General features: G+C 62.6%; 21 protein-coding genes. 13 read left to right on the top strand and 8 right to left on the bottom strand.

Annotated elements, in window-relative coordinates; genetic code table 11:
* Nucleotides 1–22: 22 nt before the first annotated feature.
* The gene (locus tag AC0L3N_RS21000; RefSeq protein ID WP_473486439.1) at nt 23–403 is read left to right on the top strand and encodes a YciI family protein; all 381 of its coding nucleotides are present in this window, start codon (nt 23–25) and stop codon (nt 401–403) included.
* Between the two features lie 110 nt (nt 404–513).
* Here the strand turns inward: AC0L3N_RS21000 and AC0L3N_RS20995 are convergent, their stop codons facing one another.
* From AC0L3N_RS20995 to trhO, 3 genes are all read right to left on the bottom strand, one after another.
* A complete protein-coding gene (locus AC0L3N_RS20995; protein WP_473549335.1) occupies nt 514–1,269 on the bottom strand; it encodes an SDR family oxidoreductase in 756 nt (251 codons plus the stop codon).
* A 278-nt stretch (nt 1,270–1,547) separates the two neighbouring features.
* Nucleotides 1,548–2,315, bottom strand: coding sequence for a tellurite resistance TerB family protein (locus AC0L3N_RS20990; protein ID WP_473549334.1), 768 nt, complete (start codon nt 2,313–2,315; stop codon nt 1,548–1,550).
* Between the two features lie 250 nt (nt 2,316–2,565).
* Nucleotides 2,566–3,489, bottom strand: coding sequence for an oxygen-dependent tRNA uridine(34) hydroxylase TrhO (trhO, locus tag AC0L3N_RS20985; RefSeq protein ID WP_473549333.1), 924 nt, complete (start codon nt 3,487–3,489; stop codon nt 2,566–2,568).
* A gap of 190 nt (nt 3,490–3,679) precedes the next feature.
* Between trhO and AC0L3N_RS20980 the strand changes: the two genes are divergently transcribed.
* On the top strand, nt 3,680–4,318 hold the full coding sequence (locus AC0L3N_RS20980; protein WP_473549332.1) for a 2-dehydro-3-deoxy-phosphogluconate aldolase: 639 nt from the start codon (nt 3,680–3,682) through the stop codon (nt 4,316–4,318).
* 107 nt (nt 4,319–4,425) lie between these two features.
* Here the strand turns inward: AC0L3N_RS20980 and mepK are convergent, their stop codons facing one another.
* Entirely contained in the window at nt 4,426–6,315 is a 1,890-nt protein-coding gene (gene mepK, locus AC0L3N_RS20975) for a peptidoglycan L,D-endopeptidase MepK (protein WP_473549331.1), read from the bottom strand.
* Nucleotides 6,316–6,693: 378 nt separating this feature from the next.
* On the bottom strand, nt 6,694–8,229 hold the full coding sequence (locus AC0L3N_RS20970; RefSeq protein ID WP_473549330.1) for a sigma-54-dependent transcriptional regulator: 1,536 nt from the start codon (nt 8,227–8,229) through the stop codon (nt 6,694–6,696).
* 195 nt (nt 8,230–8,424) lie between these two features.
* Here AC0L3N_RS20970 and AC0L3N_RS20965 point away from each other — a divergent pair, with 195 nt between their 5' ends.
* From AC0L3N_RS20965 to AC0L3N_RS20950, 4 genes are all read left to right on the top strand, one after another.
* The gene (locus AC0L3N_RS20965) at nt 8,425–10,263 is read left to right on the top strand and encodes a M3 family oligoendopeptidase (RefSeq protein ID WP_473549329.1); all 1,839 of its coding nucleotides are present in this window, start codon (nt 8,425–8,427) and stop codon (nt 10,261–10,263) included.
* Between the two features lie 376 nt (nt 10,264–10,639).
* Nucleotides 10,640–11,398: a proton-conducting membrane transporter gene (locus AC0L3N_RS20960; RefSeq protein WP_473549328.1), complete on the top strand. Its 759-nt coding sequence runs from the start codon at nt 10,640–10,642 to the stop codon at nt 11,396–11,398.
* 163 nt (nt 11,399–11,561) lie between these two features.
* On the top strand, nt 11,562–12,707 hold the full coding sequence (locus AC0L3N_RS20955) for an aminodeoxychorismate synthase component I (RefSeq protein WP_473549327.1): 1,146 nt from the start codon (nt 11,562–11,564) through the stop codon (nt 12,705–12,707).
* Nucleotides 12,656–13,318 carry an aminotransferase class IV family protein gene (locus tag AC0L3N_RS20950; RefSeq protein ID WP_473549326.1) on the top strand — a complete coding sequence of 221 codons (663 nt, stop codon included), beginning with the start codon at nt 12,656–12,658 and terminating at the stop codon, nt 13,316–13,318. The genes AC0L3N_RS20955 and AC0L3N_RS20950 overlap by 52 nt, the downstream gene beginning before the upstream one ends.
* 135 nt (nt 13,319–13,453) lie before the next feature.
* On the opposite strand, the gene aztD is transcribed toward AC0L3N_RS20950, so the two are convergent.
* Both aztD and aztC read right to left on the bottom strand, forming a co-directional pair.
* Nucleotides 13,454–14,665 (bottom strand): zinc metallochaperone AztD, encoded by a 1,212-nt coding sequence (gene aztD, locus AC0L3N_RS20945; protein ID WP_473549325.1) that lies wholly within the window; start codon nt 14,663–14,665, stop codon nt 13,454–13,456.
* 83 nt (nt 14,666–14,748) lie between these two features.
* On the bottom strand, nt 14,749–15,735 hold the full coding sequence (gene aztC / locus AC0L3N_RS20940) for a zinc ABC transporter substrate-binding protein AztC (RefSeq protein ID WP_473549392.1): 987 nt from the start codon (nt 15,733–15,735) through the stop codon (nt 14,749–14,751).
* A 317-nt stretch (nt 15,736–16,052) separates the two neighbouring features.
* Between aztC and AC0L3N_RS20935 the strand changes: the two genes are divergently transcribed.
* The 7 genes from AC0L3N_RS20935 to AC0L3N_RS20905 all read left to right on the top strand — a co-directional run bounded on the left by AC0L3N_RS20935 (nt 16,053) and on the right by AC0L3N_RS20905 (nt 24,335).
* A complete protein-coding gene (locus tag AC0L3N_RS20935) occupies nt 16,053–16,472 on the top strand; it encodes a Fur family transcriptional regulator (RefSeq protein WP_473549324.1) in 420 nt (139 codons plus the stop codon).
* Nucleotides 16,473–17,102: 630 nt separating this feature from the next.
* Nucleotides 17,103–18,548 carry a homospermidine synthase gene (locus AC0L3N_RS20930; protein WP_473549323.1) on the top strand — a complete coding sequence of 482 codons (1,446 nt, stop codon included), beginning with the start codon at nt 17,103–17,105 and terminating at the stop codon, nt 18,546–18,548.
* Between the two features lie 198 nt (nt 18,549–18,746).
* Complete coding sequence (gene omp10, locus AC0L3N_RS20925; protein WP_473549391.1) at nt 18,747–19,118, top strand: outer membrane lipoprotein Omp10; 372 nt, start codon at nt 18,747–18,749, stop codon at nt 19,116–19,118.
* A 177-nt stretch (nt 19,119–19,295) separates the two neighbouring features.
* Nucleotides 19,296–21,338 (top strand): 5'-nucleotidase C-terminal domain-containing protein, encoded by a 2,043-nt coding sequence (locus AC0L3N_RS20920; protein WP_473549322.1) that lies wholly within the window; start codon nt 19,296–19,298, stop codon nt 21,336–21,338.
* Nucleotides 21,339–21,587: 249 nt separating this feature from the next.
* Nucleotides 21,588–22,658 carry a ferrochelatase gene (gene hemH, locus AC0L3N_RS20915; RefSeq protein ID WP_473549321.1) on the top strand — a complete coding sequence of 357 codons (1,071 nt, stop codon included), beginning with the start codon at nt 21,588–21,590 and terminating at the stop codon, nt 22,656–22,658.
* Between the two features lie 251 nt (nt 22,659–22,909).
* The gene (locus tag AC0L3N_RS20910; protein ID WP_123149656.1) at nt 22,910–23,860 is read left to right on the top strand and encodes an SPFH domain-containing protein; all 951 of its coding nucleotides are present in this window, start codon (nt 22,910–22,912) and stop codon (nt 23,858–23,860) included.
* A gap of 10 nt (nt 23,861–23,870) precedes the next feature.
* Entirely contained in the window at nt 23,871–24,335 is a 465-nt protein-coding gene (locus tag AC0L3N_RS20905; protein WP_123149657.1) for an NfeD family protein, read from the top strand.
* 86 nt (nt 24,336–24,421) lie between these two features.
* On the opposite strand, the gene AC0L3N_RS20900 is transcribed toward AC0L3N_RS20905, so the two are convergent.
* Nucleotides 24,422–24,601 (bottom strand): hypothetical protein, encoded by a 180-nt coding sequence (locus AC0L3N_RS20900; RefSeq protein WP_254027029.1) that lies wholly within the window; start codon nt 24,599–24,601, stop codon nt 24,422–24,424.
* Between the last annotated feature and the right edge of the window lies 1 nt (nt 24,602).

Raw genomic sequence — 24,602 nt, 5'->3', positions numbered from 1 at the left:
GACCGAAGAAAGGTGACGTCAGATGTTTTATGCCATCCTCGCCTATCACGTTGAGGAAGTGATCACTGCGCTGACTCCGGACGAGGATGCGGCGCTGATGACCGACCTGCTCCAGATAAACGAACGGCTATACCGCGAAGGCACCCTTGGCCCGGCGGCGCGGCTCGGGGCGACCCAAGACGCCTGTACCTTGCGCGGGCCGGGCGCCGGAATGGTCATTGACGGACCCTTCGCCGAGACCAAGGAACAATTGTTGGGGCTCTACGTCGTCGACTGCGCCACGCGCGATGCCGCGATCGCGATTGCGCGCGACCTTCGCCGCGTCAATCCGACCGCCGTCTACGAAATCCGCCCCATTTCGCTGTATCTTCCCGGCGTGCCGCTTTCGGTTATGCAGTCCTAGCCAAAATTGATCGCGGCCCGGCCGGGTCCCCGCTGCTGCGCAGCGTCCAGGCGTTCGCCGGCCTTCATCGTGCCACTGGCACGATGAATTCGCTTACGCGAACCAACCGCTCACCCTCGCCCGACATACGGCATCTTCGTCGCCATCACTGTCATGAACAGCACATTGGCGTCGAGCGGCAGGCTGGCCATATGGACGACGGCATCGGCGACCTGCTGGACATCCATCACCGCTTCGGCGGCGATAGAGCCATTGGCTTGAGGTACCCCGACCGTCATCGCCTGCGCCATGTCGGTCAAGGCGTTGCCGATGTCGATCTGGCCGCAGGCGATGTCATAAGGCCGGCCGTCCAGCGCCAGCGTCTTGGTCAGCCCGGTAATAGCGTGCTTGGTCGCGGTATAGGGCACCGAGCCCGGACGCGGCGCGTAGGCAGACACCGAGCCGTTGTTGATGATGCGGCCACCCATCGGCTGTTGCCTGCGCATAGCGCCGAAGGCGGCGCGGGCGCACAGGAACGAGCCGGTGAGATTGACCCCGACAACTTCGTTCCACACCTCGACGGGGATTTCGTCGATCAATGTCGACTTGTAGCTTGTGCCGGCATTGTTGAAGAGCAGGTCGACACGGCCGAAGGCCGCCGCCACCGTCTCGAACATCTCGTCGACCTGATCGGCCTTGCTGATGTCGCAGGCGACCGCCAGCGCCTTGGCTTGTGTAGATCCGGCATCAGCGATCGCCTTGTTCAGCACCGGCTTGCGGCGTCCGCAGAACACCGTATTCCAGCCGGCCATGAGCAGCGCCGTAGCGACGGCTTTGCCGATGCCGGTGCCGGCGCCGGTGACGATGGCTGTTTTGTAGTCTGTCATAACTGTCCTCCTACAGCGCCGCGTGTCCGCAAAGGACGCCATAGCACCTTGATATCGAGCAATTTGATTTGTGCATGATCGCTTCCAAAAATCGATTCCGATTTCGGCTCATGCGCTAACTGGCTTTGACAAAAGGGCGGCCATTGGCGGCCGCCCTGATCTGAACCGGCTTGGGAGGAGGAAAGCCGATCCGACTAGCTAAAATCATGCGCTTCCTAGGTAAACGAGACATTAACGCGAGAGGGCGCCCGGATTCCCGCTCTCCGCGGCCCGGAACCCTACCAGCGCGAACCGGCGGTTGCCTTGCCCGACGTCGGCACCCCTGACTCCGGCACCTCTGGCGCCGGTACCTTTGCCGCCGACACCGTCGCCTCGACATGGTCGACCAGTGCGTCCGGCAGCCCGAGGCGGCCGGCGAGCAGATCGAGATAGCCGCGTTCGGCACGCGTATCCGGATCGATGGTGAGGCGCGAGGCGGTGTAGAGTTCGAGCTTCTGCGCGTCGGTTTGGGCGCCGGCGACCAGCGTATCCAGGTCGAGCGGCGTTTCCAGCTCAGACATCAGGAATTTCTCAGCGTCGGAGCCGATGCCCGCGAGGCTGAGCTTGCCGGCGATCTTTTGCCGTTCGTCGTCGTCGATATGGCCGTCGGCCTTCGCCGCCGAAATCATCGCCCGCACCAGCGTCAGCGTGAATTCGTCCTCGCCTTGCGGCGCTTGCGAGGGATGGAAGCTGGTGTCGGCGGGCGGCGGCAGCAATTCCGGCGAGCCGGCTGCGGCCGTCTCCGCAGGCGCCTTGCCGTTCTTGTAGTTCTGGTAGGCCTTGTAGGCGAGGCCGCCGATCACGGCCAGGCCGCCGAGCTTCACCGCAGTGCCGGTGACCTGACGGCCAGCGCCGGTTCCGAGCAGCACCGCGGCCAGCGCGCCGGCCGCCAGCGGATTGTCCTTGGCCATCTGCATCGCCTGACCCCCTTTGTCGCGGACGGTCGACCCCGTTCCGGGAATTTGCGAGCCGAGCAGATCGTCGAGGAGCTTCTTGGGATCGAACATCAATGCCTCCAGAATTGGCCCGGCCGAACGTGGACGGGCAGGTTTTCGGACGTTGAAGAGGTAGGCCCCGCATATTGGCATTACAATGACGGATGAGCGCTTTGCCAATGATGGCGAAAACAAGATGATGTCAGGATCTGCAGTGTCGGCCCGAAAATCGGAATCCATTTTCGGAAAGCACGATGCGTAGATTCAAAGTGTTAGAGCGTACTTTGTGCGTCCAAGTGCGTCCAAGCGGACGCACGTCGTTCTAACGTCCGACGTGCGGAGCCCTGCCTTGCGCTTCTGCAAGCTCAACCTGGCGCTGACGCTCGGCGTAGCGCGCGCGATCCTCGTCGGAACGGGCATCGAAGCAATGCGGACATGAGATGCCGGCGGCGTATTTCGGCGATAACAGGTCCTGCCCGATCAGCGGATGCCGGCAGGCGCGGCACAGTTCCGCCTCACCCTCGACCAGCCCGTGCGACACCGAGACGCGCTCGTCGAAGACGAAGCACTCGCCCTGCCAGAGGCTCTGTTCGGCGGGCACCTCTTCGAGATATTTCAGGATACCGCCCTTGAGATGGAACACATCCTCGAAGCCGAGCGACTTCACATAGGCCGTTGCCTTCTCGCAGCGTATGCCGCCGGTGCAGAACATGGCCACCTTCCGGCCGACGAGCTCGGCTTGGTGCTGCTCGACCCAGGCCGGGAATTCGCGAAAGCTCGCCGTAGCGGGATCGACCGCGCCCTTGAAGGTGCCGATCGATACCTCGTAGGCATTGCGCGTGTCGATGACGATCGTGTCCGCATCCGAGATCAACGCGTTCCAGTCGGCCGGTGCGACATAGGTGCCGGCGCTTGCCGTCGGATCGATATCCCTAACGCCCATGGTGACGATCTCGCGCTTCAGCCGCACCTTCATGCGGTGGAACGGCATCTGCGTGGCGCTGCTGTACTTGACCTCGAGACCGGCGAGACCTTCGATGGATTCGAGATGATCGATGAGCGCGGCGATGTCAGCTTCGCTGCCGGCGACCGTGCCGTTGATGCCCTCATGCGCCAGAAGCAGCGTGCCCTTGATACCGCGTCCGCAGCAGAAGGCGGCGAGCGGCGCGCGCAATGCCTCGAAGTCGTCGAGACGGGCAAACCTATAGAGCGCGGCAACGCGGAAAGGTTGATTGGGCAGTGTCATCGCCGAAGCCACTAAACGCTCATGAACGCCGATTCAAGGCTGACGCGTGGAACCGCCTCTTCTTGTTGCTTTGACGGCCGGGCTGTCGGAATTGCCGGCAGTGCGTGACATCGCGACACGCTTCGTTTCGTGGACAGAAAAACGGCCTTCTGCTAACCGGTTGAACGGATCAATACCGGAGAGACGACAAATGCCCAGCAAGACCGAAAAGCTCCTGTCGCTCCTCAACGGCCAACCGGTTATCCCGGTGCTGAAGATCGCCAACGTTGCCGATGCCGTGCCGCTGGCGCGTGCCCTGGCACGCGGCGGCCTGCCGGCGATCGAGATCACGCTGCGGACAGCTGACGCGCTGGAGGCGATCCGGCTTGTGGCAAGCGAGGTCGAGGACGCCATCGTCGGCGCCGGCACCATTCTGGACGCCCGCCAGTTCGGCGAGGCGGCAGCAGCCGGCTCCAAGTTCATCGTCAGCCCCGGCATCACCCGCGAGCTTTTGGCGGCGGCGAAGGACAGCGACGTTCCGTTGCTGCCCGGCGCCATCACGCCGGGTGAGATCATGGCCGCCCGCGAGGCAGGCTTGCGTTTCCTGAAATTCTTCCCGGCGGAACAGTCGGGCGGCATCGCCTCGCTCAAGGCATTCGCCTCGCCGCTCGCCGATGTCAAATTCTGCCCGACCGGCGGCATCACCGACAGGAACGCCGGCGACTATCTGAGCCTGCCCAACGTCATCTGCGTCGGCGGCTCCTGGGTGGCGCCGGACGATTTGGTCAAGGCCGGCAGGTGGGACGAAATCGAGGCTTTGGCGCGCGCGGCGAGCAAGCTCGGGCGGTAGAGAAACTCTCACCCCCAAGTGGACTGGCAGCATCGCGGCGTTTTTGTTTGCGAACAGCAAAAAGCCGCGCGGGTTGCCCGGCGCGGCTTGTATTGCTGGTCGATCCGCTACTTGGTCTGGAAGCGGGCGACCGACAGGAACTTGACGGCATTGCCGGTGAACCGGTTGGCGTCGGCCAGTTGATCGTTCGACTGGAAGCCGGCGGTGTAGACCTCGGTCGGCGGCGTGTGCACGATATTGTAGGCATAGCGCGGTGCCGTCGTCGCGCTGGAGACGGTGGCGACATTCTCGCCGCTGTTCAATGCCCAGCGCGCGGCCTTCGGCTCGGCGGCGACCACCACTGACTTGGGACCAGGCTTCAGGTCACGGGCGGTTGCCCTGGCTGCCTTGCGGGTGGTCTTTACACCCGCACCGATCGCCGCGGCCGGATCCGAGCCGGCCGGACGGGCAAAGACAGCCTCGCGCGGCGATGCGGCATTGACGCTCGCCGGATTGCTGAGAACCGAGCTCGGCTGGGAGAGCGAAGCGACCTGGTATTCGTCGGTTGCGCTGACCCGCTCCAGGACGGCCTTGACCGCGTCGGATTGGACGTGGTCCGTCTGGGCCAAGTCGGGCCGCTCCAAGTCGGGCTGAGCTAAGTCGGGCCGAGCCGACGGCAGCACCGAGAACGCATCGGTAGCGGTCTTGCCGTGTCCGGCCGTATCCGCGAGCGCCAAAAGCACATCCTTGTCCTGCGGCGCAAGGTCGGCCGCTGCAAGGTCGGCCGGCAGCGAGTGATCGGGACGCCAGGTCGGCAACGGAATGTTGTTGGCTGCAACCTGCGCCGCATCGGCGACAGCAGACGGCTCGGCCATGCCGAAGGGAGCGCTTGCCGGCGCTTGCGCGCTCGCCACCGCTTGTTCGGTGGTGGCGGTGGCATCCGCCACGCCGAACGGAACGTTTTCGGGCGGCTGAGCGCCGACATCGGTCTTCGGACGCGGGGCGAAATCAGGCAGCGGCACGCTGCGCGCCGGCAGCGCCGCAATGATCGTTTCCGGCGCGTCCTCCTCCGGTTCCGGAGCAGGCGCATCGGCGATTTGCGGAATCTCGGCGCGTTTCGCATCCTGAGGCGACACGATGGCAATGCCCGGAAGCTTGCTGCTCTTGGCGGCCGGCGCCGGCTTCGCGTTCGCCAGCTTCACGTTCGCCGGCTTCACGTTGGTTGACTTCGGCGTTGGCGCGGCTGCGACATCGGCGCTGTCATCCGCCTCGTCCTCACCGCCGCCGAAGAAAGCCGCCAGCAGACCACCGGATCTTTTGGAACCGCCACCTGCGCTGGCCAGTTCGATGGCGGGAGCGCCGGCGCCCTTGCGCGCCTTGTAGGAGGCGAGCGCCTGTGAATAGCCGGGCAGCGGCTTGCCGTCGCTCGGCACGTGCAGCGTCTTGCCATTGGGGAACACACGCGCCAATTCGTGGCGGCTGATGCCCGGCCAGTGGCGCACATTGCCGACATCCATGTGGACAAAGGGCGAGCCGGATCTCGGATAATAGCCGACGCCGCCGCCCTGCATCCGCAGACCGATGTCGCGAAGTTTCTTCAGCGGCACGCCGGGAATGTAGAAGTCCATGGCCTTGCCGAGCATATGCTGGCTTTTCTTGGCGACGCCCCTGCTGCGGCTGCGCAGCATCGAGTTGGTGGACGACGAGCGATACCCACACACGACCTGGATATAGTCGGTGGCGCCGCTCTGCCGGTAAGCCTCCCAGACCAGGTCCAGCAAGCGCGGATCCATCTTGGTCGGCTCGTTGCGGCGCCAGTCGCGCAGGATGACGTTGATCTTTTTCAGACCCGCCTGGTCGTAGCGGCCGCCGCGCTTGAAGACGATCTCCGCCTTCTCTTTGGTGTGGAGGTTATAGAGTTTCAGCGAACGCGTCTGGGCGCTGGCGCCGGTCGCAGCCGCTGTAAGGAAGCCAAAGGCGAGGATCACCGCTGCCAGCCATCTCGGCCAGACGCTCATGTGATAATGCCGCCCGTTTGTGTGTCGTTCGACTTTGTTCAAATCAAAAGGCCTTGCAGGCTGCCGTTTGTCCCCGGATTTGACCAACGGATGCGGTGGTGCTCGCATCCGAATATCGATCCTAATGGTTAATCATCGCTTATTGAAGCCGAAATGCGGTAACACCGTGGCGATATCCCGTCAAAAATATGCGCAGGGTTTCTTGGTAAACTGCTGGTTTAGATCATGTTTCGGCCTTTGCCATGAACACGATCTGTTACCGGCCGCCTCAATGCGTGAACACCGCCGCAAGCGCGTCGCCCGACGCTCGTCACGCCCGATCGATGACTGTCGATTTGTCCTGATGCCAGGCTGACAAGCTGGTCCGCACTTGCTTTGTCAGGAAGCAAGCCGGTCGATACGGCCTGTTTCCGGATCGATGCCGTATTCCTTGAGCTTCCTGTAGAGCGTGGAGCGGCCGATGCCGAGGCGGCGGGCAACTTCGCTCATCTGGCCGTTGTAATGGTCGATGGCGAGCTTGATCATTTCGAGTTCGACATCGGCCAGCGCCCGCACATTGCCGCGTTCGTCGAGCGCCCGCAGCGTGCCGAAGCGGGGCTGCGGCCAGGCCGGCGGATCGCGCTCGGTCGCAGCGATGCCGTTATCGGCCGGGGCGTTCTCGCCAGGCGGCTCGATGACCAAGGGCGAGGCGGGCAACGAGCCATCCGCATCGAGGTTGACGGTGCCCTCGACCTGCGCCCGGATCTGCGGAAACTCCTCTTCGGTCAGCACATCGCCTTCACAAAGCACTGAGGCCCGGAAGACGGCGTTTTCCAGCTGCCGGATGTTTCCCGGCCAGTCGTAGGCCTGCAGCATGGCGAGCGCCGCAGCCGAAATGCCGTGCAGGCGGTGACGTGGATCGGTGGGCGCAACCTTCTCCAGGAAGTGCTCGACCAAATACGGGATGTCGTCGCGACGATCGCGCAGCGGCGGCACGAAGATCGGATAGACATTCAAGCGATAGAACAGATCCTCGCGGAACTTGCCGTCCTTGACCTGCTGCAAAAGATTGCGGTGTGTCGCCGAGATCAGCCTGATGTCGACCCTGACGGTCGAACGTCCGCCGACCGGATCGACCTCACCGTCCTGAACGGCGCGCAGCAGCTTGACCTGCACGTCGAGCGGCAGGTCGCCGATCTCGTCGAGGAAGAGCGTGCCCGAATGCGCCTCGACGAACTTGCCAGTGTGTTTTTCGGTGGCGCCGGTGAACGAGCCCTTCTCGTGACCGAACAGGATCGATTCGACCAGATTGTCGGGGATGGCGCCGCAATTGACGGTAACGAAGGGCTTTGAGCGGCGATCGCCGCTGCCCTGGATGGCGCGCGCCACCAGCTCCTTGCCGACACCGGATTCGCCCTCGATAAGGATCGGGATGTTGGACGCGGCCGCCTTCTGGCCGAGACGGATCACCCGATCCATCGCCGGGCTGTGCGTGATCATGTCCTTGAAGGTCAGATGGCCGCCGCGCCGCCGCGACGTGCGCTTCACTTCACCCTCGACCGCTTCGACCTTGAGCGCATTGCCGATCGATGCCTGCAGCCTGTCGGGAGAGGCCGGCTTGACGACGAAATCGAAAGCACCATGACGCATGGCCGAAACGACGGTCTCGATGCCGCCCTGGGCGGTTTGTACGATGACCGGAACTTGGATGCCGCGCTCACGCATCGCCTTCAGCACGCCGATGCCGTCGAGGCCCGGCATGACGAGGTCGAGGATGACCACCGACACGTCGCGCGAATTGGGCCCGTCGAGGGCGTCGAGACCGGCCTCGCCGCCATCCGTGATGATCGCGCTGTGGCCGAATTTCGTCACGGCCGCCTCGAGCAGCCTGCGCTGCACGGGATCGTCATCGACTATGAGTATGGAACCTGTCATGACTGGTTCAACGATGCTCGCCCAATATGCCCACCCAAGGGCAATCCACCCTATGGATCATCTTGGCACAGGGTTCTAAATAAGGTTTCAAAAAACCCGGTGAACGAATTCCTTAGGATTTGACCGGCTTTCTAATCCCCCTCTTGAATCTTTGAGTCTGGCCGCTTGGGTCCTGCAATCTGGAAAGTATCGGCAATGCGCATGGTTTTTGGTCGGCAGCTTGCGGCGGCGGCATCCGGTCAGGGCGCGGCGGAGCTTGGCAATCTGCCGGAATGGGATCTCGCCGATCTCTATTCTGGCATGGACGCCCCCGAGCTGAAGCGCGACATCGCCAGGGCGGCGGCCGATGCCATCAGCTTCGAGAGCCGCTGGAAAGGCACGCTCGCCGCCGAGGCGGAGCGTGCCGACAGCGGCAGGCTGGGCGAGGCGCTTGCCGCCTATGAGGCGCTGGAGGAACTGATCGGCCGGATCGTCTCCTATGCCGGACTGATCTATGCCGGCAACACCGCGGATCCGCAGCGCGCCAAGCTCTATGGTGACATTCAGGAGAAGATGACCGACGCCAGCGCGCATCTTCTGTTTTTCGCGCTCGAACTGAATCTCATCGATGATGCCGCGATCGAAACCGCGCTCGCTGCCGATCCCGCCTTCGCTCACTACCGGCCGTGGGTGCTCGATCTGCGCATGGACAAGCCCTATCAGCTCGAGGATCGGGTCGAGCAGCTTTTCCACGAGAAGTCGATTACCGGACGCGGCGCCTGGAACCGCCTGTTCGACGAGACGATGACTGATCTGCGCTTCGACATCGATGGCGAGGAGCTTACCCTGGAGCCGGCGCTGAACCGCCTCCAGCACGCCGATGGCGAGGTGCGCCGCCGGGCCTCTGAAGCGCTGGCCGCAACCTTCCGCAAGAATCTGCGCACGTTCACGCTGGTCACCAACACACTGGCCAAGGACAAGGAGATTTCCGACCGCTGGCGCGGCTTCGAGGACATCGCCGATTCGCGCCATCTCGCCAACCGCGTCGAGCGCAGCGTGGTGGATGCGCTGGCCTCAGCCGTTCGCGACGCCTATCCGCGCCTGTCGCACCGCTACTACGCGATGAAGGCGCGCTGGCTCGGCATGGAGATGATGAACCACTGGGATCGCAACGCGCCGTTGCCAGAGACCCCGCAAGCGATCATCGGCTGGGACGAGGCCAAGAACACCGTGCTTTCCGCCTATCAGCGCTTTTCACCTGACATGGCGGAGATCGCCCGGGTTTTCTTCGACCGCAACTGGATCGACGCGCCGGTCAGGCCGGGCAAGTCGCCGGGCGCCTTCGCGCATCCGACCGTGCCGTCGGCGCATCCCTATGTTCTGCTCAACTACATGGGCAAGCCGCGCGACGTGATGACGCTGGCGCATGAGCTTGGCCATGGCGTGCATCAGGTGCTGGCCGCAGGCCAGGGCGCGCTGATGGCTTCGACGCCGCTGACGCTGGCCGAGACGGCATCCGTGTTCGGCGAGATGCTGACCTTCCGCTCGCTGCTGGACCAGACCACGGACAAGCGCGAGCGCAAGGCCATGCTCGCCCAGAAGGTCGAGGACATGATCAACACGGTCGTGCGCCAGATCGCTTTCTACGAGTTCGAGCGCAAGGTGCATGCCGAGCGCAAGAACGGCGAACTGACATCCGACAGGCTCGGCCAGTTCTGGCTGGAAGTGCAGGCGGAAAGCCTCGGGCCGGCGATCAAGCTGCGCGATGGTTACGAGGTCTTCTGGACCTATATTCCACACTTCATCCATTCGCCCTTCTACGTCTACGCCTATGCTTTCGGCGACTGCCTGGTGAATTCGCTCTATGCGGTCTATCAAAATGCGGAGCGTGGCTTTCAGGAGAAATATTTTGCCATGCTGCGCGCCGGCGGCACCAAGCATCATTCCGAGCTCCTGGCACCCTTCGGTCTTGACGCCACCGACCCTGCCTTCTGGCAGATCGGACTTGGCGTGATCGGCGGGCTGATCGACGAGCTCGAAGCTTTGGACAATTGACGCACAGCGCTGACCATCCGGGGCTGACAGAACAGTTTAGCCGCAATGCATATTGAGGCCGTTCTATTCTTGCTCTAAATATCTGTTCTTAAATAACTCTCCGTGGAATTTTTCCGGTAGCTTTCCGGAAGCTGTATGATAGCGTCCCGCCTCAAGCTCAGTCGGGCGCGGGGCTCAGGCCAGGAAAAAATCTTCCGCCGGTCACGGCGCTTCGGCGAGTGCGACAGCGGCCGTTGGCCATGGCAGGAAAAGCCGGTCGCCGACAGCTCGATCTAAGCCGGCTGTTCCGCGAACAGCGGAGCCACCATTGAATGGTCCTTGTGCCAAGGTCACCACTCCAGGCCGTGGCAGATGGATCGGACTGGAGAGAGAGACAATGGGCACTTTTTTCTACATGCTCCTGGCGTTCCTGGTAGGTGTGTTGGTTGGCTGGTTCATCTGGGGACGCCTGCGTGGCGAGCTCGACAGCCTGCGCGGTGACATGGACCGCACGCGCAGCGAGCGCGACAGGCTGCGCGCCGACGCCGACCGCCTGACCGGCGAGCTGGAAGTATGCCGCGGCGCCCGCGCCGACCTGGAGCGCCAGTTGGCCGAGGCACAAGGCGCCAAGACCGGCGCGACAAAGGCAGCAATCCCGGCACCGTCGGCATTGATGTCGACATCCGCGCCGGCCAAGCCCACGCCGGCCAAGTCCGCGCCAGCAAAGACCGCGCCGGCCAAGACCGCGTCCAAGAAACCGGCGGCCGCCAAGGCGGCAGCCGCGCCAAAAGCCAGTGCGTCGAAAGCGGCCGCGTCGGAAACGAGCGCCACAGCCAGGAAGGCTGCGCCGGCGGCAAAGAAGGCTACCGCCGGCACGGCAACAGCGGCGGCAGCAGCTGATAAGACCGACAGTCTGCGTCGCTTGATCGGCATCGGCCCGGTCAACGAGCGGAAGCTGCACGGCCTGGGGGTTAGAACCTACGCTCAGATCGCCGCCTGGACGGCGGCGGATATCAAGCGGATCGAAGACGTTCTCCAGTTCGACGGCCGCATCGAGCGTGAGCGCTGGATCGAGCAGGCGAAACTGCTTGCCGCCGGCGACGAGAAGGAATTCGCGCGCCGCTTCCCGACCGCGGGGACCGCGAGCAACACCTGAATTGCCTGCCAGCATCGAGCACTGGCGGCGCCTTGAGGTGCCGCCAGTTTGCTTTTGCACCAAGGCTGCCTTTGCGTCCTGAGACGCCGCGCTCTCGATTGCGCGCGATCGAGCCCCCATATAGAGCGATAGCTGGCGTCATCGACCGCAGCATCCGAGTCCCATGTCCCTGCCCTCTGCAATTTTCCGGAATGACGAGCGCGCCCATCAGCTCGTTTTCGACGGCCCGGCCGGCATCATCGTGGCGCACGAGGCGGAGGATTTCCTGCCGGCGCTGGAAATTGCGCAGGCCGCGCATGACGCCGGCAAATGGCTGGCCGGCTATTTCTCCTACGAGGCCGGCTACCTGCTCGAACCGAAGCTCGTTCCGCTGCTGCCGGGCGGACGCCGCGCCCCGCTTGTCTGCCTGGGGGTCTTCGACGCGCCTGTCGAACAGGCGGTCGTGCCCAGCAACGCGCCAGCGACCAACGGTCCGATCTTCGACGCGAGGGCTGCCTGGTCTTCAGAAGACTACGCAAAACGCTTTGCGCGGCTCCACAATCACATTCGAAAGGGCGATTGCTACCAGGGCAATCTGACCTTTCCGGTGCATGCGCAGTGGTCGGGCGATCCGCTGGCCGCCTTCGACGCGCTGACCGAGCGCCAGCCGGTAAAATACGGCGCGCTGATCGCGCTCGGCGATCCGGTTGTTTTGTCGCGTTCGCCGGAACTGTTCTTCGAGGTCGACGCCGAAGGCATCATCGAAACCCATCCGATGAAAGGCACCGCCCCGCGCGGCGCGACCAAGGCGGAGGACAAGCGGCTGAAGGCGTTCTTGCTCAATGACGAGAAGAACCAGGCTGAGAACCGGATGATCGTCGATCTCCTGCGCAACGACATCTCGCTGATCAGCGAGGTCGGCACGCTGGAGGTGCCGGAGCTTTTCCGCATCGAGAGCTACCCGACCGTCCACCAGATGGTGAGCCGTGTGCGGGCCAAGCTCTTGCCCGACCTCACCATCCGCCAGATCTTCGCTGCGCTGTTTCCATGCGGATCGATCACCGGCGCCCCAAAAATCCGCGCCATGGAAATCCTGCACGATCTGGAAGCCACACCGCGCGATGTCTATTGCGGCGCCATCGGCTGGATCGCGCCCGGCGGCAGGATGCGCTTTTCGGTTGCGATCCGCACCATATCGCTCTTTTCCAGTGGCGAAGCCGTCTACAATATCGGTGGTGGCGTCGTCTTCGATTCGACGGCCGAGGAGGAGTATCAAGAGTGCCTGCTGAAAGCGCGCTACGCGACGGGAACACCGCCGATTTCGAGCTGATCGAAACCATGCGCTGGCAGCCGGGCCAGGGCTTCCTCCGTTTCGACCGCCATTTGGCACGCCTTTATGGCTCGGCAGCCGAACTGGGTTTTGCCTGCGATCCGCAGAAGGTCGGCGAGATGCTCAAGAACGCCGTCGACCGGCCGGACATAGCCTTGCGCACACGCCTCGTCCTGTCGCGCAGCGGCAAGGTGACGGTCTCGGCGCTGCCTTATGAGCCGCATGCAGCCGACAAAGTGTGGAGGCTGCAACTGGCGCGGGTGCGGCTCGATTCAAACGACACCCTGCTGCGCCACAAGACGAGTCGCCGGGACACCTATCAGCGGGCGCGAGCCGAGTATCTGATCAGCCGGGCCGACGAGGTGCTGCTGGCCAATGAGCGTGGCGAAATCTGTGAGGGCACGATCACCAATCTCTTTGCCGATTTCGGCGACGGCGCGCTGGCAACGCCGCGGCTCGATTGCGGCCTGCTGCCGGGCGTATTGCGCGGCGAATTGCTGGACGAAGGCCGCGCCCGCGAGGCAATCTACAGCTTGGATGATCTGAAGTCGGCCAAAGCGCTGTTCGTTGGCAATTCCCTGCGCGGATTGATCCCGGCGCGGCTGGGCTGAAACGCACCGAAAAGGCACCAGGCGTCACGCCCATGGCTGTGTCTCAAGCATGGTTTTCCCCTTGCGAGCTGGAGAAGATGCGTCCGGCCCGAGAAAGAATGGGCCGGACGCGCGGCAGCCGCTTGGGAGGAGCGACTATTCGCCTTCGTGGGTCTGACCGGAGCCGCCGACGGAGACGATGTTGAAGGGTTTGCCTTCGACAGCAATGTCGCCGGTTTTCTCGAACGACGTCGCGTCAACGAGACGCAGCACGCCTTTCAAAGGATCGGTGACCACGATCCTGTCGCCGGCGACAGCGACGCGCGGCCTCGGCTCGCTCCAGTGACCGTCCATCGAATAGGGATCGGTCAGCTTGAGCGAGTTTGCGATCTCCCCCTTGACCACGTCGAGCTGGTGAAGCTGGCCGTCCTCAGTGAAAACGTAAGCGAACTTGGGACGAACAGGATCGATCGCGAAATGCACGCGGCGCGTCGGAAGGCTGATCAGCCGGAATGCGTCGCTTTCGACCGTCGGATCGATCAGCACCACCTTGTCGGCGCCGTAGTTGCCGAGGAAATATTGCAGGCCCCTGCCGCCGATCAGCGTCGTCGTTTTGCCGTCCGGAAGGCTGTCTGCATAGGGCAAATGACGGATCGCGGGGGTGCCGTCGCGATGGCCGACGACAAGCAGGCCGGTCGCGCAGGCGAAAGCCAGGATATTGCCGGAAGACGCCTCGCCGTGGAGGTCGGGGCAGGCGTGGATGCCGCCGATCGGCGCGCCGGCTTCGTCAGCGACCCTGATGCCGACCGGGAGTTCATCCGGCTTTTCCCTGTTCGGCTCCGACAGGATGACATGGGAGCCATAGGCGACTGCGACGCCGTGCTGCGGCGCGTCCGTCTTCACTTCCCTGAAATCCGATTTGCCTTCCAGGACGACCTTTTCGGAGATGATACGGGCGACACCTTCGCCGTCGAAAAAAGCGGCGAAGTCTCCGTCATGCTCGACGAAATGCGACGGCTTCTTGCCTGTGATCTCGACGCCGGCGAGTTTTGGCGCTTCAACGTCGATGTCGCCGTGTTCGCCGTGGTCGTCGAAGGAAATGCCGCTCGCGATCCCGGTAACGACGCCGGCCGCGCCCTGCACGGCGAACACAGTCCGGCCGCTTTCGCTGCGATGGAGCGACGCCGGCCCTTTAATCTGGAATGTGTCGAGCTTTCCGCCATCGACCGCATCGATTACGGTCACCTTTGGATCCGCGTGATCCGAGATGAAGAGGCGCCAGGCGGTTACCTCCTCGGCATGGCCCGCACTTGCAGATAGAGACAGAAGCAGCGCGATGGCCGTGGCTGACGCCCAATTTGTCCTCACGGTATTCTCCTTGATGTTATTACATAACTGATTGCGGTCGACGAAACGGCGGATTGCTCCGCCTTTCCGTCGTGGCGCGACGATCAGCTTCCGAGGATCGCGCCTTTGATCGCCGTGATGTTGTGCCGCATCATCTCGAGATAGGTCGCGGCCGGACCGTTCTCGTCCGACAGGGCGTCGGAGTAGAGTTCACCGCCGATTTTCAGACCCGTCTCGCTGGCGATCTGCTCGATCAGGCGGGGGTTGGTGACGTTTTCAACGAAGATTGCCGAAGCCTTGTCTTGCCTGATCTGTTTGATGAGGGCCGCGACGTCGGAGGCTGAGGCCTCAGATTCGGTGGAGACGCCCTCCGGTGCGAGGAATTTTATGCCGTATTCGTGCTCGAAATACCCATAGGCGTCGTGGGAAGTGATGATCGTGCGCTTGTCCTCGGGGATCTCAGCTACAGCAGCCTTGATCTCCTCTTCCAGTGCCTCGAGCTGCTGGCCGTATGATTCGGCATTGGCCCGATAAGTGTCACAGCCGGCCGCATCGGCGGCACAGAAGGCATCGGCGATGTTCTTCACGTAGAGTTCGGCATTGTGCACCGACTGCCATGCATGGGGATCGGACTCGCCGTGATGATGGTGCCCTTCCTCATGGCCCTCTTTCGCCTCCGCGGCGTGCCCTGCCTCGCCCTTGGCGGCTTTATCCTGATCGTGGTGACCTTCTTCCTCGGTGTTGCGCAACACCTCGCCGCCTTTGGTCAATTCCACGACCGGCGCTTTCGTCGCGCTCGCTTTGACGAGACGCTGGAGGAAGCCCTCGAACTGGAGGCCGTTGACCAGCACCACGTCGGCAGAACCGACGGTGGCCGCGTCGGCCGGCTTCGGTTCGTAGACATGGGCGTCACCATTCGGGCCGACCAGCGTGATGATGTCGACACGGTCACCGCCGACATTCTTGGCGAAATCGGCAATGACCGAGAAACTGGCGACAACCTTGAGGTTCTCGGCCGCGGCCACCGACGGGATGATTGGCAACGATGTTATGACGCCCATCACGGCGGCGAGCTTCAGCGTCCTGGACATTCGATCAACTCCTTTGTTCAAGCGGTTCTGTGGGAGATGTGCCGGACGCGTGGCGAGCAGCCGCGCGTCCCGGCAGAGATGGAAGAAACGTAGATCGTGCCCGCCGAGATGATCGCCGGGCCGGACGATCCCATCGAGGTGATGCACGGCGGGACGGCTGTTGTAGCCCAGCGTCAGGTCTTGAAAGATCACACAGGCAGCCATTCGATCCATCTCCGCGGGAGCCATCAAGGTCAGCCCAGCTGTTGACGATCCGTTATGTTATGTTATCACGTTCGTCAATCGAAAACGTTATATTATAACTAACGATCACCGTTGTGCTCAAAACTGCCTGGAACACGAGGGACAGTGGATGCTTTGGATGCAACCAGCAGTTGATACTCGACGCGTTGACGCGCTCCGAGAGGCCGATAGGGGCCTACGAACTGCTTGAACTTCTTCGCCAGGAAGGGCTCCGCTCACCGCTACAGATCTATCGCGCTCTGGATCGGCTCATCGAGGAGGGCCTGGTTCACAGAATCGAGAGCCTGAGTGCGTTTGCGCTCTGCCTCCACAGCGAATGCGGCACCCATGGGCGCGCCGCTTTTGCAATCTGCGCGAATTGCGGGCGGGCAAGTGAAGTTCATGACCCAGCATTGGAGCGGGTGCTGCGCCGGATTGCCCGACGGCAGGGCTTGCGAACCAAGTCGGCCATGGTGGAGCTTTCGGGTCTCTGCAAGGCCTGCGCGCATCGATGAGACGCCCGCCTTCCGTCTCACCGGTTTCTCGGCGCGCCCGCAAGTCGACCCTGCTCTGACGAGTTCGGCGGATATCGCACTCGACCGGCTGGTGTCGTGGGGCGCTGGCGCTATCCTAAAATCGCGGCCAGGCCTATCAGCAGGATCGCGGACATCGCGGTAAAGACGGTGACGTTGACATCCCATCGCCAGCCCGCCGGTCCGGACGGCGGTCGGAAGGACAGGTAGCGTTCGTAGAGCACGCCGCAAATAGATCGGTCGCGAGAGCATTGCGACGACGCTCGGCAAGTCGTTTTGGTTCGGGCGTCCACAGCTGCACCGAGGGCGAAAATCCGCTGAACGGGTTGGCGCCCGACCGGGCAACACTCGCCGCATCTTTTCCGCGCCATTGCTGGCGCTCGACTTCGCCCAACTCGACCACAAGGCCAACTCGATCACGGGGAATGACCGCCGACCGTCAGCGACTGGTCGTCGTTCTTAACCACATGACGAATGCGGCGTAGCTCGCGGCTTTTCGCTGGTTTATGACAATGATCTGTGGTTGTAGCGCGTGGCGGTCGGGCAAAAAAATGCTCCGCTTTGCGTCTGTTTGCCCGGCTTTTCAGCCTATCTGAGGGAGTAATCAATAAAATGGCGAATGAAAACTGGCCCGTTTACGGTGAGATCACCGGCCCTGTCGTGATGATCGGCTTCGGCTCGATCGGACGGGGAACGCTGCCGCTGATCGAGCGCCATTTCAAGTTCGACAAGTCGCGCATGACGGTCATCGACCCACGCGATACCGACCGCAAGTTGCTCGACGAGCGCGATATCACCTTCATGCAGGATGCGGTGACCAAGAAGAACTATAAGAAGCTGCTGACGCCGCTGCTGACCAAAGGTGGCGGCCAGGGCTTTTGCGTCAACCTGTCGGTCGACACCGGCTCAGTGGATTTGATGCGGCTCTGTCGCGAGCTTGGTGTGCTCTACATCGATACCGTCGTCGAGCCATGGCTCGGCTTCTATTTCGACCCCAAGGCCGACAATGCCAGCCGCAGCAACTACGCGCTGCGTGAATCCATGATCGAAGAAAAGCACGCGCATCCCGGCGGGGCGACCGCAATATCCACCTGCGGCGCCAATCCAGGCATGGTCTCGTGGTTCGTCAAACAGGCGCTGGTCAGCCTCGCCACCGATCTTGGCCTCGAGTTCTCGGAGCCAGCGCAGCACGATCGCGAAGGCTGGGCCAGGCTGATGAAGAAGGCCGGCGTCAAGGGCATTCACATCGCCGAGCGCGACACACAGCGCACCAAGAAGCCGAAGCCGATGGAGGTGTTCTGGAACACCTGGTCGGTCGAAGGCTTCATCTCGGAAGGCCTGCAGCCGGCAGAGCTCGGCTGGGGCACGCATGAGAAGTGGATGCCGAAGAACGCCAAGGAGCACAAGCATGGCTCGAAGGCCGCGATCTACCTGGAGCAGCCGGGCGCCAACACGCGTGTGCGCAGCTGGTGCCCGACGCCCGGACCGCAATACGGATTCCTGGTGACGCACAACGAGTCGATTTCGATCGCCGACTTCTTCACCCTGCGCGGCAAGAAGGGCAAGGTTCAATATCGCCCCACCTGCCACTACGCCTACCACCCCTGCAACGACGCCATACTGTCGCTGCACGAGATGTTCGGTGCCGCCGGCAAGCCGCAATCCGTGCATCACGTGCTCGATGAGAACGAACTGGTCGACGGTGTCGACGAACTCGGCGTGCTGCTCTACGGACACGACAAGAACGCCTATTGGTACGGCTCGCAACTGTCGCTGACGGAAGCACGCAAGCTGGCGCCTTATCAGAACGCGACGGGCATGCAGGTCACGTCGGCAGTGCTGGCGGGCATGGTCTGGGCGCTGGAAAATCCCGAGGCCGGCATCGTCGAGGCCGACGAGATGGACTACAAGCGCTGCCTGGAAGTGCAGTCCCCCTATCTCGGGCCGATCAAGGGCTACTACACCGATTGGACGCCGCTCGATAACCGCCCTGGTCTGTTCCCGGAAGACCTCGACAAGAACGACCCATGGCAATTCCGCAACATCCTCGTTCGATAGTGCAATATCCTCGTTCGATAGCAATGTCTCACTGCCTTGCAATCGCCTGGAAATCGGGCGATTGAAGGAAGGTGGGCCAGAGCGACGTGCGTCCATTTGGACGCACAAAGTGCGCTCCAGCGCTTGAAATGTACGCATCGTGCTTTCCGAAAAATCGGATCGATTTTCGGGCCGATGCGAGAGGAGAGGATTTTGATGATGACGATTGCGCGCAAATTGCTTTCGGCCGGCATTGTCGCGGCCTCTGCCGCCTTGGCGGCGTGCACCACCGCCGGTCCAGGCGGGCCGCCTTTGGCCACGCGGAGCCCGGTCGAAGGCTCATGGATCGACGCGCAAGGCACGGGCCTGTCGACCTTCGCCGGCGGCAGCTTCAACACCGTCGCGACCGACACCGGCCAGAAACTTGCCGACGGCAGCTACACCATGACCGGCGGCACCTCGGTCGAGATCCAGGGCACTTCGCTGATCCGCCAGACGCCGATCAGCTTCAACTGCTTGTTGATCTCCACCTCGCAGCTTAATTGCACCAGCGCGAGCGGGCAGAACTTCGTGCTGACGCGACGCACCTGAGCCCATTCTGAACTGCTTCGCAAGGACGGCGGCTTCAAGCCGCCATCTTTTTTGCGCCGGCAAAGCTGTCCCCGTTTCCGCTTGCATCACCTAAAACGCGATGTGAACATGGGCAAAAGGCTGGCTGTTATGTTCCAGTCAAGCAAGGGCGTTAAACAGGTCATCCGGGAGACGAAGATGAAGAAGATCGCCGCCATTGCCGCCCTGTCGGCGTCTACGCTTGGCCTGTCGGCCGGCGTGTCCTTTGCCGACTACACGCTGAACATCCTGCACATCAACGACTGGCACAGCCGCATCGAAAGCAACAACAAATATGAATCGACCTGCTCGGCCGAAGAGGAGACCAAGGGCGAGTGCATCGGCGGCGCGGCGCGGCTGATCACGGCGATCGCCCAGGAGCGCAAGAAACTCGAGGGCCAGAACGTGCTGCTGCTCAGCGCCGGCGACAATTTCCAGGGATCGCTTTTCTACATCACCTACAAGGGCAAGACCGAAGGCGAATTCCTCAACCAGATGAAATTCGACGCCATGGCGGTCGGCAATCACGAGTTCGACGACGGCGAGGCGGCACTGGCGCCGTTTTTGGACATGATCAAGTTTCCGGTGCTCGGCGCCAACGTGAAGGCCAACGCGCAATCCAAGCTCGGTGACCGCGTGAAACCGTCGATCGTGATCGAGGTCGGCGGCCAGAAGATCGGCGTCGTCGGCGCGGTCACCAACGACACGCCGGAACTCACTTCGCCAGGCCCTAACGTCACGATCGAGGACGACGTCAAGTCGATCACATCAGAGGTCGAGAAGCTGAAGGGAGAAGGCGTCAACAAAATCATCGCGGTCACCCATATCGGCTACAAGCGAGAGCGCGACGTCGTCGCCAAGATCCCGGGTGTCGACGTGGTGGTCGGCGGCCACAGCCATTCGCTGCTGTCCAACACCGACCCCAAGGCTGAAGGCCCCTACCCGACGATGGTCGACAATCCGGACGGCTACAAGGTGCCGGTCGTCCAGGCGGCGTCCTTTTCGAAATATCTCGGCGAGTTCAAGGTCGTGTTTGACGATAACGGCGTCGTCAAGCAAGCCAGCGGCGACCCGATCTACCTCGACAAGTCGATCACGCCGGATCCCGCCGTGCTTGCCCGCGTCAAGGAGCTTGGCGCGCCGATCGAGGCGTTGAAGAACCAGGAGGTCGCCGAAACCACAAAGGCGATCGACGGCAGCCGTGAGAACTGCCGCACCCGCGAGTGCGAGATGGGCAATCTTGTCTCCGATGCCGTCCTCGACCGTGTCAAGGACCAGGGTGTCGAGATCGTCATCACGAACGGCGGCGGTCTGCGCGCTTCGATCGACCAGGGCACCGTCACCATGGGCGAGGTGCTGAACGTGCTGCCATTCCAGAACACAGTGGCGACCTTCCAGATTTCCGGCAAGGATCTGGTTGCCGGGCTAGAGAACGGTCTCAGCCAGATCGAGGACGGCGCCGGACGCTTCCCGCAGGTTGCCGGCCTGAAGTATTCATTCGACAAATCGGCCGCCCCGAATGCCGGGCGCGTCAAGTCGGTCGAAGTCATGCAAGGCGGCGCGTGGACGCCGATCAATCCGGATAAGGATTACCTGGTCGCCACCAACAACTTTGTGCGCCAGGGCGGCGATGGCTACGACGTATTCGCCGACAAGGCCAAGAACGCCTACGATTACGGTCCGGGCCTCGAACAGGTGGTCGCCGATTATCTCGGCGCGCATCGGCCCTATGCGCCGAAGCTCGATGGCCGCATCACCGAGATCGCGGCTGCCGCCGCGGCGGAACCGGCAAAGCCGGCAGAAACGGCTCCAGCCGCAACTGCGGAGCCGGCGATGCCCGAACCGCCGGCTGGTTCGGACGATATCGCCACGACGCCGCCAGCCGTCCCGGCGGAACCCGCCCCGGCAGCGCCGGCACCTGCCGAGCCGGCTAAACCGACCGAGACGGCGCCCGCGGCACCGGCTCCTGCGGCGGAATCGGCCAAACCAGCCGAGGCTGCGCCTGCCGAGCCGGCAAAGCCGGCCGAGGCAACACCGACCGAAAGCAGCCATGTGATCGTTGCCGGCGATACCTATTGGGACCTGGCGGAGAAGGCCTATGGCGATGGCGCCAAGTGGAAAACGATCTCCGACGCCAACAAGGACTACGAGCCGCGCCGCCTTCCCGTCGGCGCAACCTTGACCATCCCGGCCGCAAACTAAATTCTTCCGTCATTGCTGGAAAACCCGTGCGGGTAACCGGGCGGGTTTTCTGCTTTCGCCCCTAATGCATGTCGCGCAAAAGTGTGCAGCGGTTTTGCGATAACGACATGCATAAAACAACAACCTAAAGCGCGTCGCGTGAGGCGGGTCAAATGCGACGCGCTTTTAGGGTAAGATAGGGTGCGGCCAGACGCTGCATTGAAAACCGGCGCAGCATCGCTAGTTTCGCGCGGTGTCCGGAGATCCCTAATGACGCTTTCCAACCCTGTCGATCCCAAGGCCGCGGCGGCGAAGGGCCTCGGCCCGCAGCCGGCAGGACAGCCGCCGGTCGGGGCGGGCAGGATCGGCGTCATGCTGGTTAATCTCGGCACGCCCGACGGCACCGAGTTTAGGCCGATGTGGCGCTACCTCAGGGAATTCCTGTCCGATCCGCGCGTCATCGAGCTCAACAAGGCGATCTGGTACCCGATCCTCTACGGGCTGGTTCTCACCACACGGCCGAAGAAGTCGGGCGCGAACTATGCCAGGATCTGGAACCGGCAGCGCGATGAATCGCCGCTGCGCACCTACACCCGCGCCCAGAGCGAAAAGCTGACCGAGGCGGTGCGCGACCTGCCCGACGTTATCGTCGACTGGGCGATGCGTTACGGCAATCCGTCGACCGAGAGCGTCGCCAAAGGGTTGGTCGCGCAAGGCTGCGACCGCATTCTGTCTTTTCCGCTCTATCCGCAATATTCCGCGACCACGACCGCGACCGCCAACGACCAGCTGTTTCGCGCGCTGATGAAGATGCGCCGCGCCCCGGCGATCCGCAGCGTGCCGCCCTACTATGCCGAACCGGTTTATGTCGAGGCGCTTGCCCGTTCAATCGAGCGCCATCTGGCGACGCTCGATTTCGAGCCGGAGGTGGTCATCGCCTCCTATCACGGCATTCCGAAACCCTATTCCGACAAGGGTGACCCCTATCAGGCCCATTGCCTGGAGACGACCCGGCTGCTGCGGGAAAAGCTCGGCTGGGATGAGAAGAGGCTGATCACCACATTCCAGTCGCGCTTCGGTGCTCAGGAATGGCTGCAGCCCTACACCGACAAGACGGTCGAGAAATTAGTCGGAGAAGGCGTGAAATCGATCGCCATCGTCAATCCGGGCTTTTCTGTCGACTGTATCGAGACGCTGGACGAGATCGGCAGAGAGGCGGCCGAGACCTTCCATCACGCAGGCGGCGAAAAGTTCGCACACATCCCGTGCCTCAACGACAGTGCCGAGGGCATGGCGGTGATCGAGGCGATGGTGCGGCGCGAACTGTCGGGCTGGATTTGAAGCGGACATAATCGAGCGCCGCTAGCCCAGCCGCCCATACGCCGACAATTCGCGATCACCCGATTGTAACATTTCTGAAACACACTTAAGTGTTTGGTGAAGTCGGTTGCGTTGAAACGTCTACCGCATCGGCGGAAAATCGGAATCGATTTTCGGAAAGCACGATGCGCAGGTATAAAAGTTAGAGCGTACTTTGTGCGTCCAGTGGACGCGCGTCGCTCTAATGTGCTCGGCATCTGAGGGAGGGCCAAATGGATTTCAGTGGTTTCGATATCGCGCTTCTTGTTCTTGTCGCTCTTGTCGTGCTCGTGCTTTTCAAAGGCATCCGGACAATCCCGCAAGGCTACAATTATACCGTCGAACGCTTTGGCCGCTATACCAAGACATTGAGCCCCGGCCTTAACCTCATCGTGCCGTTCGTCGACCGCATCGGCGCCAAGTTGAACATGATGGAGCAGGTGCTCGACGTCCCGACCCAGGAGATCATCACCCGCGACAACGCCACCGTCGCCGTCGACGGCGTCGCCTTCTACCAGGTGCTCAACGCCGCGCAGGCCGCCTACCAGGTCGCTGGGCTGGAGAACGCCATCCTCAACCTGACGATGACCAACATCCGTACCGTGATGGGCTCGATGGACCTCGACGAGCTTTTGTCGAACCGCGACGCCATCAACGAACGCCTGCTGCGCGTCGTCGACGAGGCCGCGCATCCCTGGGGCATCAAGATCACTCGTGTCGAGATCAAGGACATCAACCCGCCGGCCAATCTCGTCGAATCGATGGGTCGCCAGATGATGGCCGAACGCAACAAGCGCGCGCAGATCCTTGACGCCGAAGGCCTCAAGCAGTCGCAGATCCTGGAAGCCGAGGGCCGCAAGGAAGCCGCCTTCCGCGACGCCGAGGCGCGCGAACGCTCCGCCGAGGCCGAGGCCCGCGCCACGCAGGTGGTGTCGGAAGCGATCTCCAAGGGCGACGTGCAGGCGCTCAACTACTTCGTCGCGCTGAAATACACCGAAGCGCTGACCAGGATCGGCTCAGCCACAAACAGCAAGGTTGTGCTGATGCCGATGGAAGCTTCGTCGCTCATCGGCACGCTCGGCGGTATCGGCGAGATCGCCAAGGAAGTCTTCAGAGGCGACGGCACTGCCGGCACGCCGCGGCAAGCCGCCCGCCCGCCCGTAGTTCGCCCGAGCGAGAGCTGAGGCCGACCCCATGTTTGACCGCATCATTTCGGAACTCGGTCCCTGGAACTGGATGGTTCTCGGCTTCATTCTCCTCGTAATGGAGGTCGTCGCACCGGGCATCTTCATGCTGTGGATCGGCATCGCCGCATTGCTGATCGGTGCAGTCTCCCTGCTCATCTGGGACGCAGGTTTCTGGACCTGGCAGGTCCAGGTTCTCGCTTTCCTGGCGATGTCGCTGGTTTCAACCTATGTCGGCAAGAGACTGGCGGGCGGACGCCACGACCCGACAGACCAGCCACTGCTCAACCGCCGCGGCGAACAGATGATCGGCAGGAAGGCGACACTTGCCGAGCCGATCAAGGACGGGCGCGGCCGCATTAAGCTGGGCGACACGCTATGGCGCGTCTCAGGCCCCGATCTGCCGGCCGGCACACAGGTGCGCGTGACGGGCGCGGCCGACACCGATCTGGAACTGACGGTCGAGGCGGTTTAGGACCGATCCCACCGATCTCGGCGGGGCGACTTTTCAAACAGGCCTGAGCCTCTGTCAGAGACTGTTTCGAAATTCGCTCTGGCGAGTCATATGGTGGTGGTTTCGAGAACCGGCGCGCAGCGGACATTAGAGCGCTGCGCGTCCAATTGGACGCGCAAAGGACGCTCTAACACTTTGCATTTGCGCATGATCCTTTCCGGGAAACCGAAATCGGTTTCCGGGGTCATGCGCTGGTCCGTGAGCACCGGAAGCGCAGAAAACGCCATC

It is taken from the genome of Mesorhizobium sp. WSM4807 (assembly GCF_055811615.1).
This window is presented reverse-complemented; position numbering and strand designations above follow the sequence as displayed.

What these genes read in the sequence shown, in the direction of transcription:
- AC0L3N_RS21000 (WP_473486439.1), top strand. Translation starts at nt 23, where the DNA reads ATGTTTTATGCCATCCTCGCCTATCACGTTGAGGAAGTGATCACTGCG.
- AC0L3N_RS20995 (WP_473549335.1), bottom strand. Translation starts at nt 1,269, where the DNA reads ATGACAGACTACAAAACAGCCATCGTCACCGGCGCCGGCACCGGCATC.
- AC0L3N_RS20990 (WP_473549334.1), bottom strand. Translation starts at nt 2,315, where the DNA reads ATGTTCGATCCCAAGAAGCTCCTCGACGATCTGCTCGGCTCGCAAATT.
- trhO (WP_473549333.1), bottom strand. Translation starts at nt 3,489, where the DNA reads ATGACACTGCCCAATCAACCTTTCCGCGTTGCCGCGCTCTATAGGTTT.
- AC0L3N_RS20980 (WP_473549332.1), top strand. Translation starts at nt 3,680, where the DNA reads ATGCCCAGCAAGACCGAAAAGCTCCTGTCGCTCCTCAACGGCCAACCG.
- mepK (WP_473549331.1), bottom strand. Translation starts at nt 6,315, where the DNA reads ATGAGCGTCTGGCCGAGATGGCTGGCAGCGGTGATCCTCGCCTTTGGC.
- AC0L3N_RS20970 (WP_473549330.1), bottom strand. Translation starts at nt 8,229, where the DNA reads ATGACAGGTTCCATACTCATAGTCGATGACGATCCCGTGCAGCGCAGG.
- AC0L3N_RS20965 (WP_473549329.1), top strand. Translation starts at nt 8,425, where the DNA reads ATGCGCATGGTTTTTGGTCGGCAGCTTGCGGCGGCGGCATCCGGTCAG.
- AC0L3N_RS20960 (WP_473549328.1), top strand. Translation starts at nt 10,640, where the DNA reads ATGGGCACTTTTTTCTACATGCTCCTGGCGTTCCTGGTAGGTGTGTTG.
- AC0L3N_RS20955 (WP_473549327.1), top strand. Translation starts at nt 11,562, where the DNA reads ATGTCCCTGCCCTCTGCAATTTTCCGGAATGACGAGCGCGCCCATCAG.
- aztC (WP_473549392.1), bottom strand. Translation starts at nt 15,735, where the DNA reads ATGTCCAGGACGCTGAAGCTCGCCGCCGTGATGGGCGTCATAACATCG.
- AC0L3N_RS20930 (WP_473549323.1), top strand. Translation starts at nt 17,103, where the DNA reads ATGGCGAATGAAAACTGGCCCGTTTACGGTGAGATCACCGGCCCTGTC.
- omp10 (WP_473549391.1), top strand. Translation starts at nt 18,747, where the DNA reads ATGACGATTGCGCGCAAATTGCTTTCGGCCGGCATTGTCGCGGCCTCT.
- AC0L3N_RS20920 (WP_473549322.1), top strand. Translation starts at nt 19,296, where the DNA reads ATGAAGAAGATCGCCGCCATTGCCGCCCTGTCGGCGTCTACGCTTGGC.
- hemH (WP_473549321.1), top strand. Translation starts at nt 21,588, where the DNA reads ATGACGCTTTCCAACCCTGTCGATCCCAAGGCCGCGGCGGCGAAGGGC.
- AC0L3N_RS20910 (WP_123149656.1), top strand. Translation starts at nt 22,910, where the DNA reads ATGGATTTCAGTGGTTTCGATATCGCGCTTCTTGTTCTTGTCGCTCTT.
- AC0L3N_RS20905 (WP_123149657.1), top strand. Translation starts at nt 23,871, where the DNA reads ATGTTTGACCGCATCATTTCGGAACTCGGTCCCTGGAACTGGATGGTT.
- AC0L3N_RS20900 (WP_254027029.1), bottom strand. Translation starts at nt 24,601, where the DNA reads ATGGCGTTTTCTGCGCTTCCGGTGCTCACGGACCAGCGCATGACCCCG.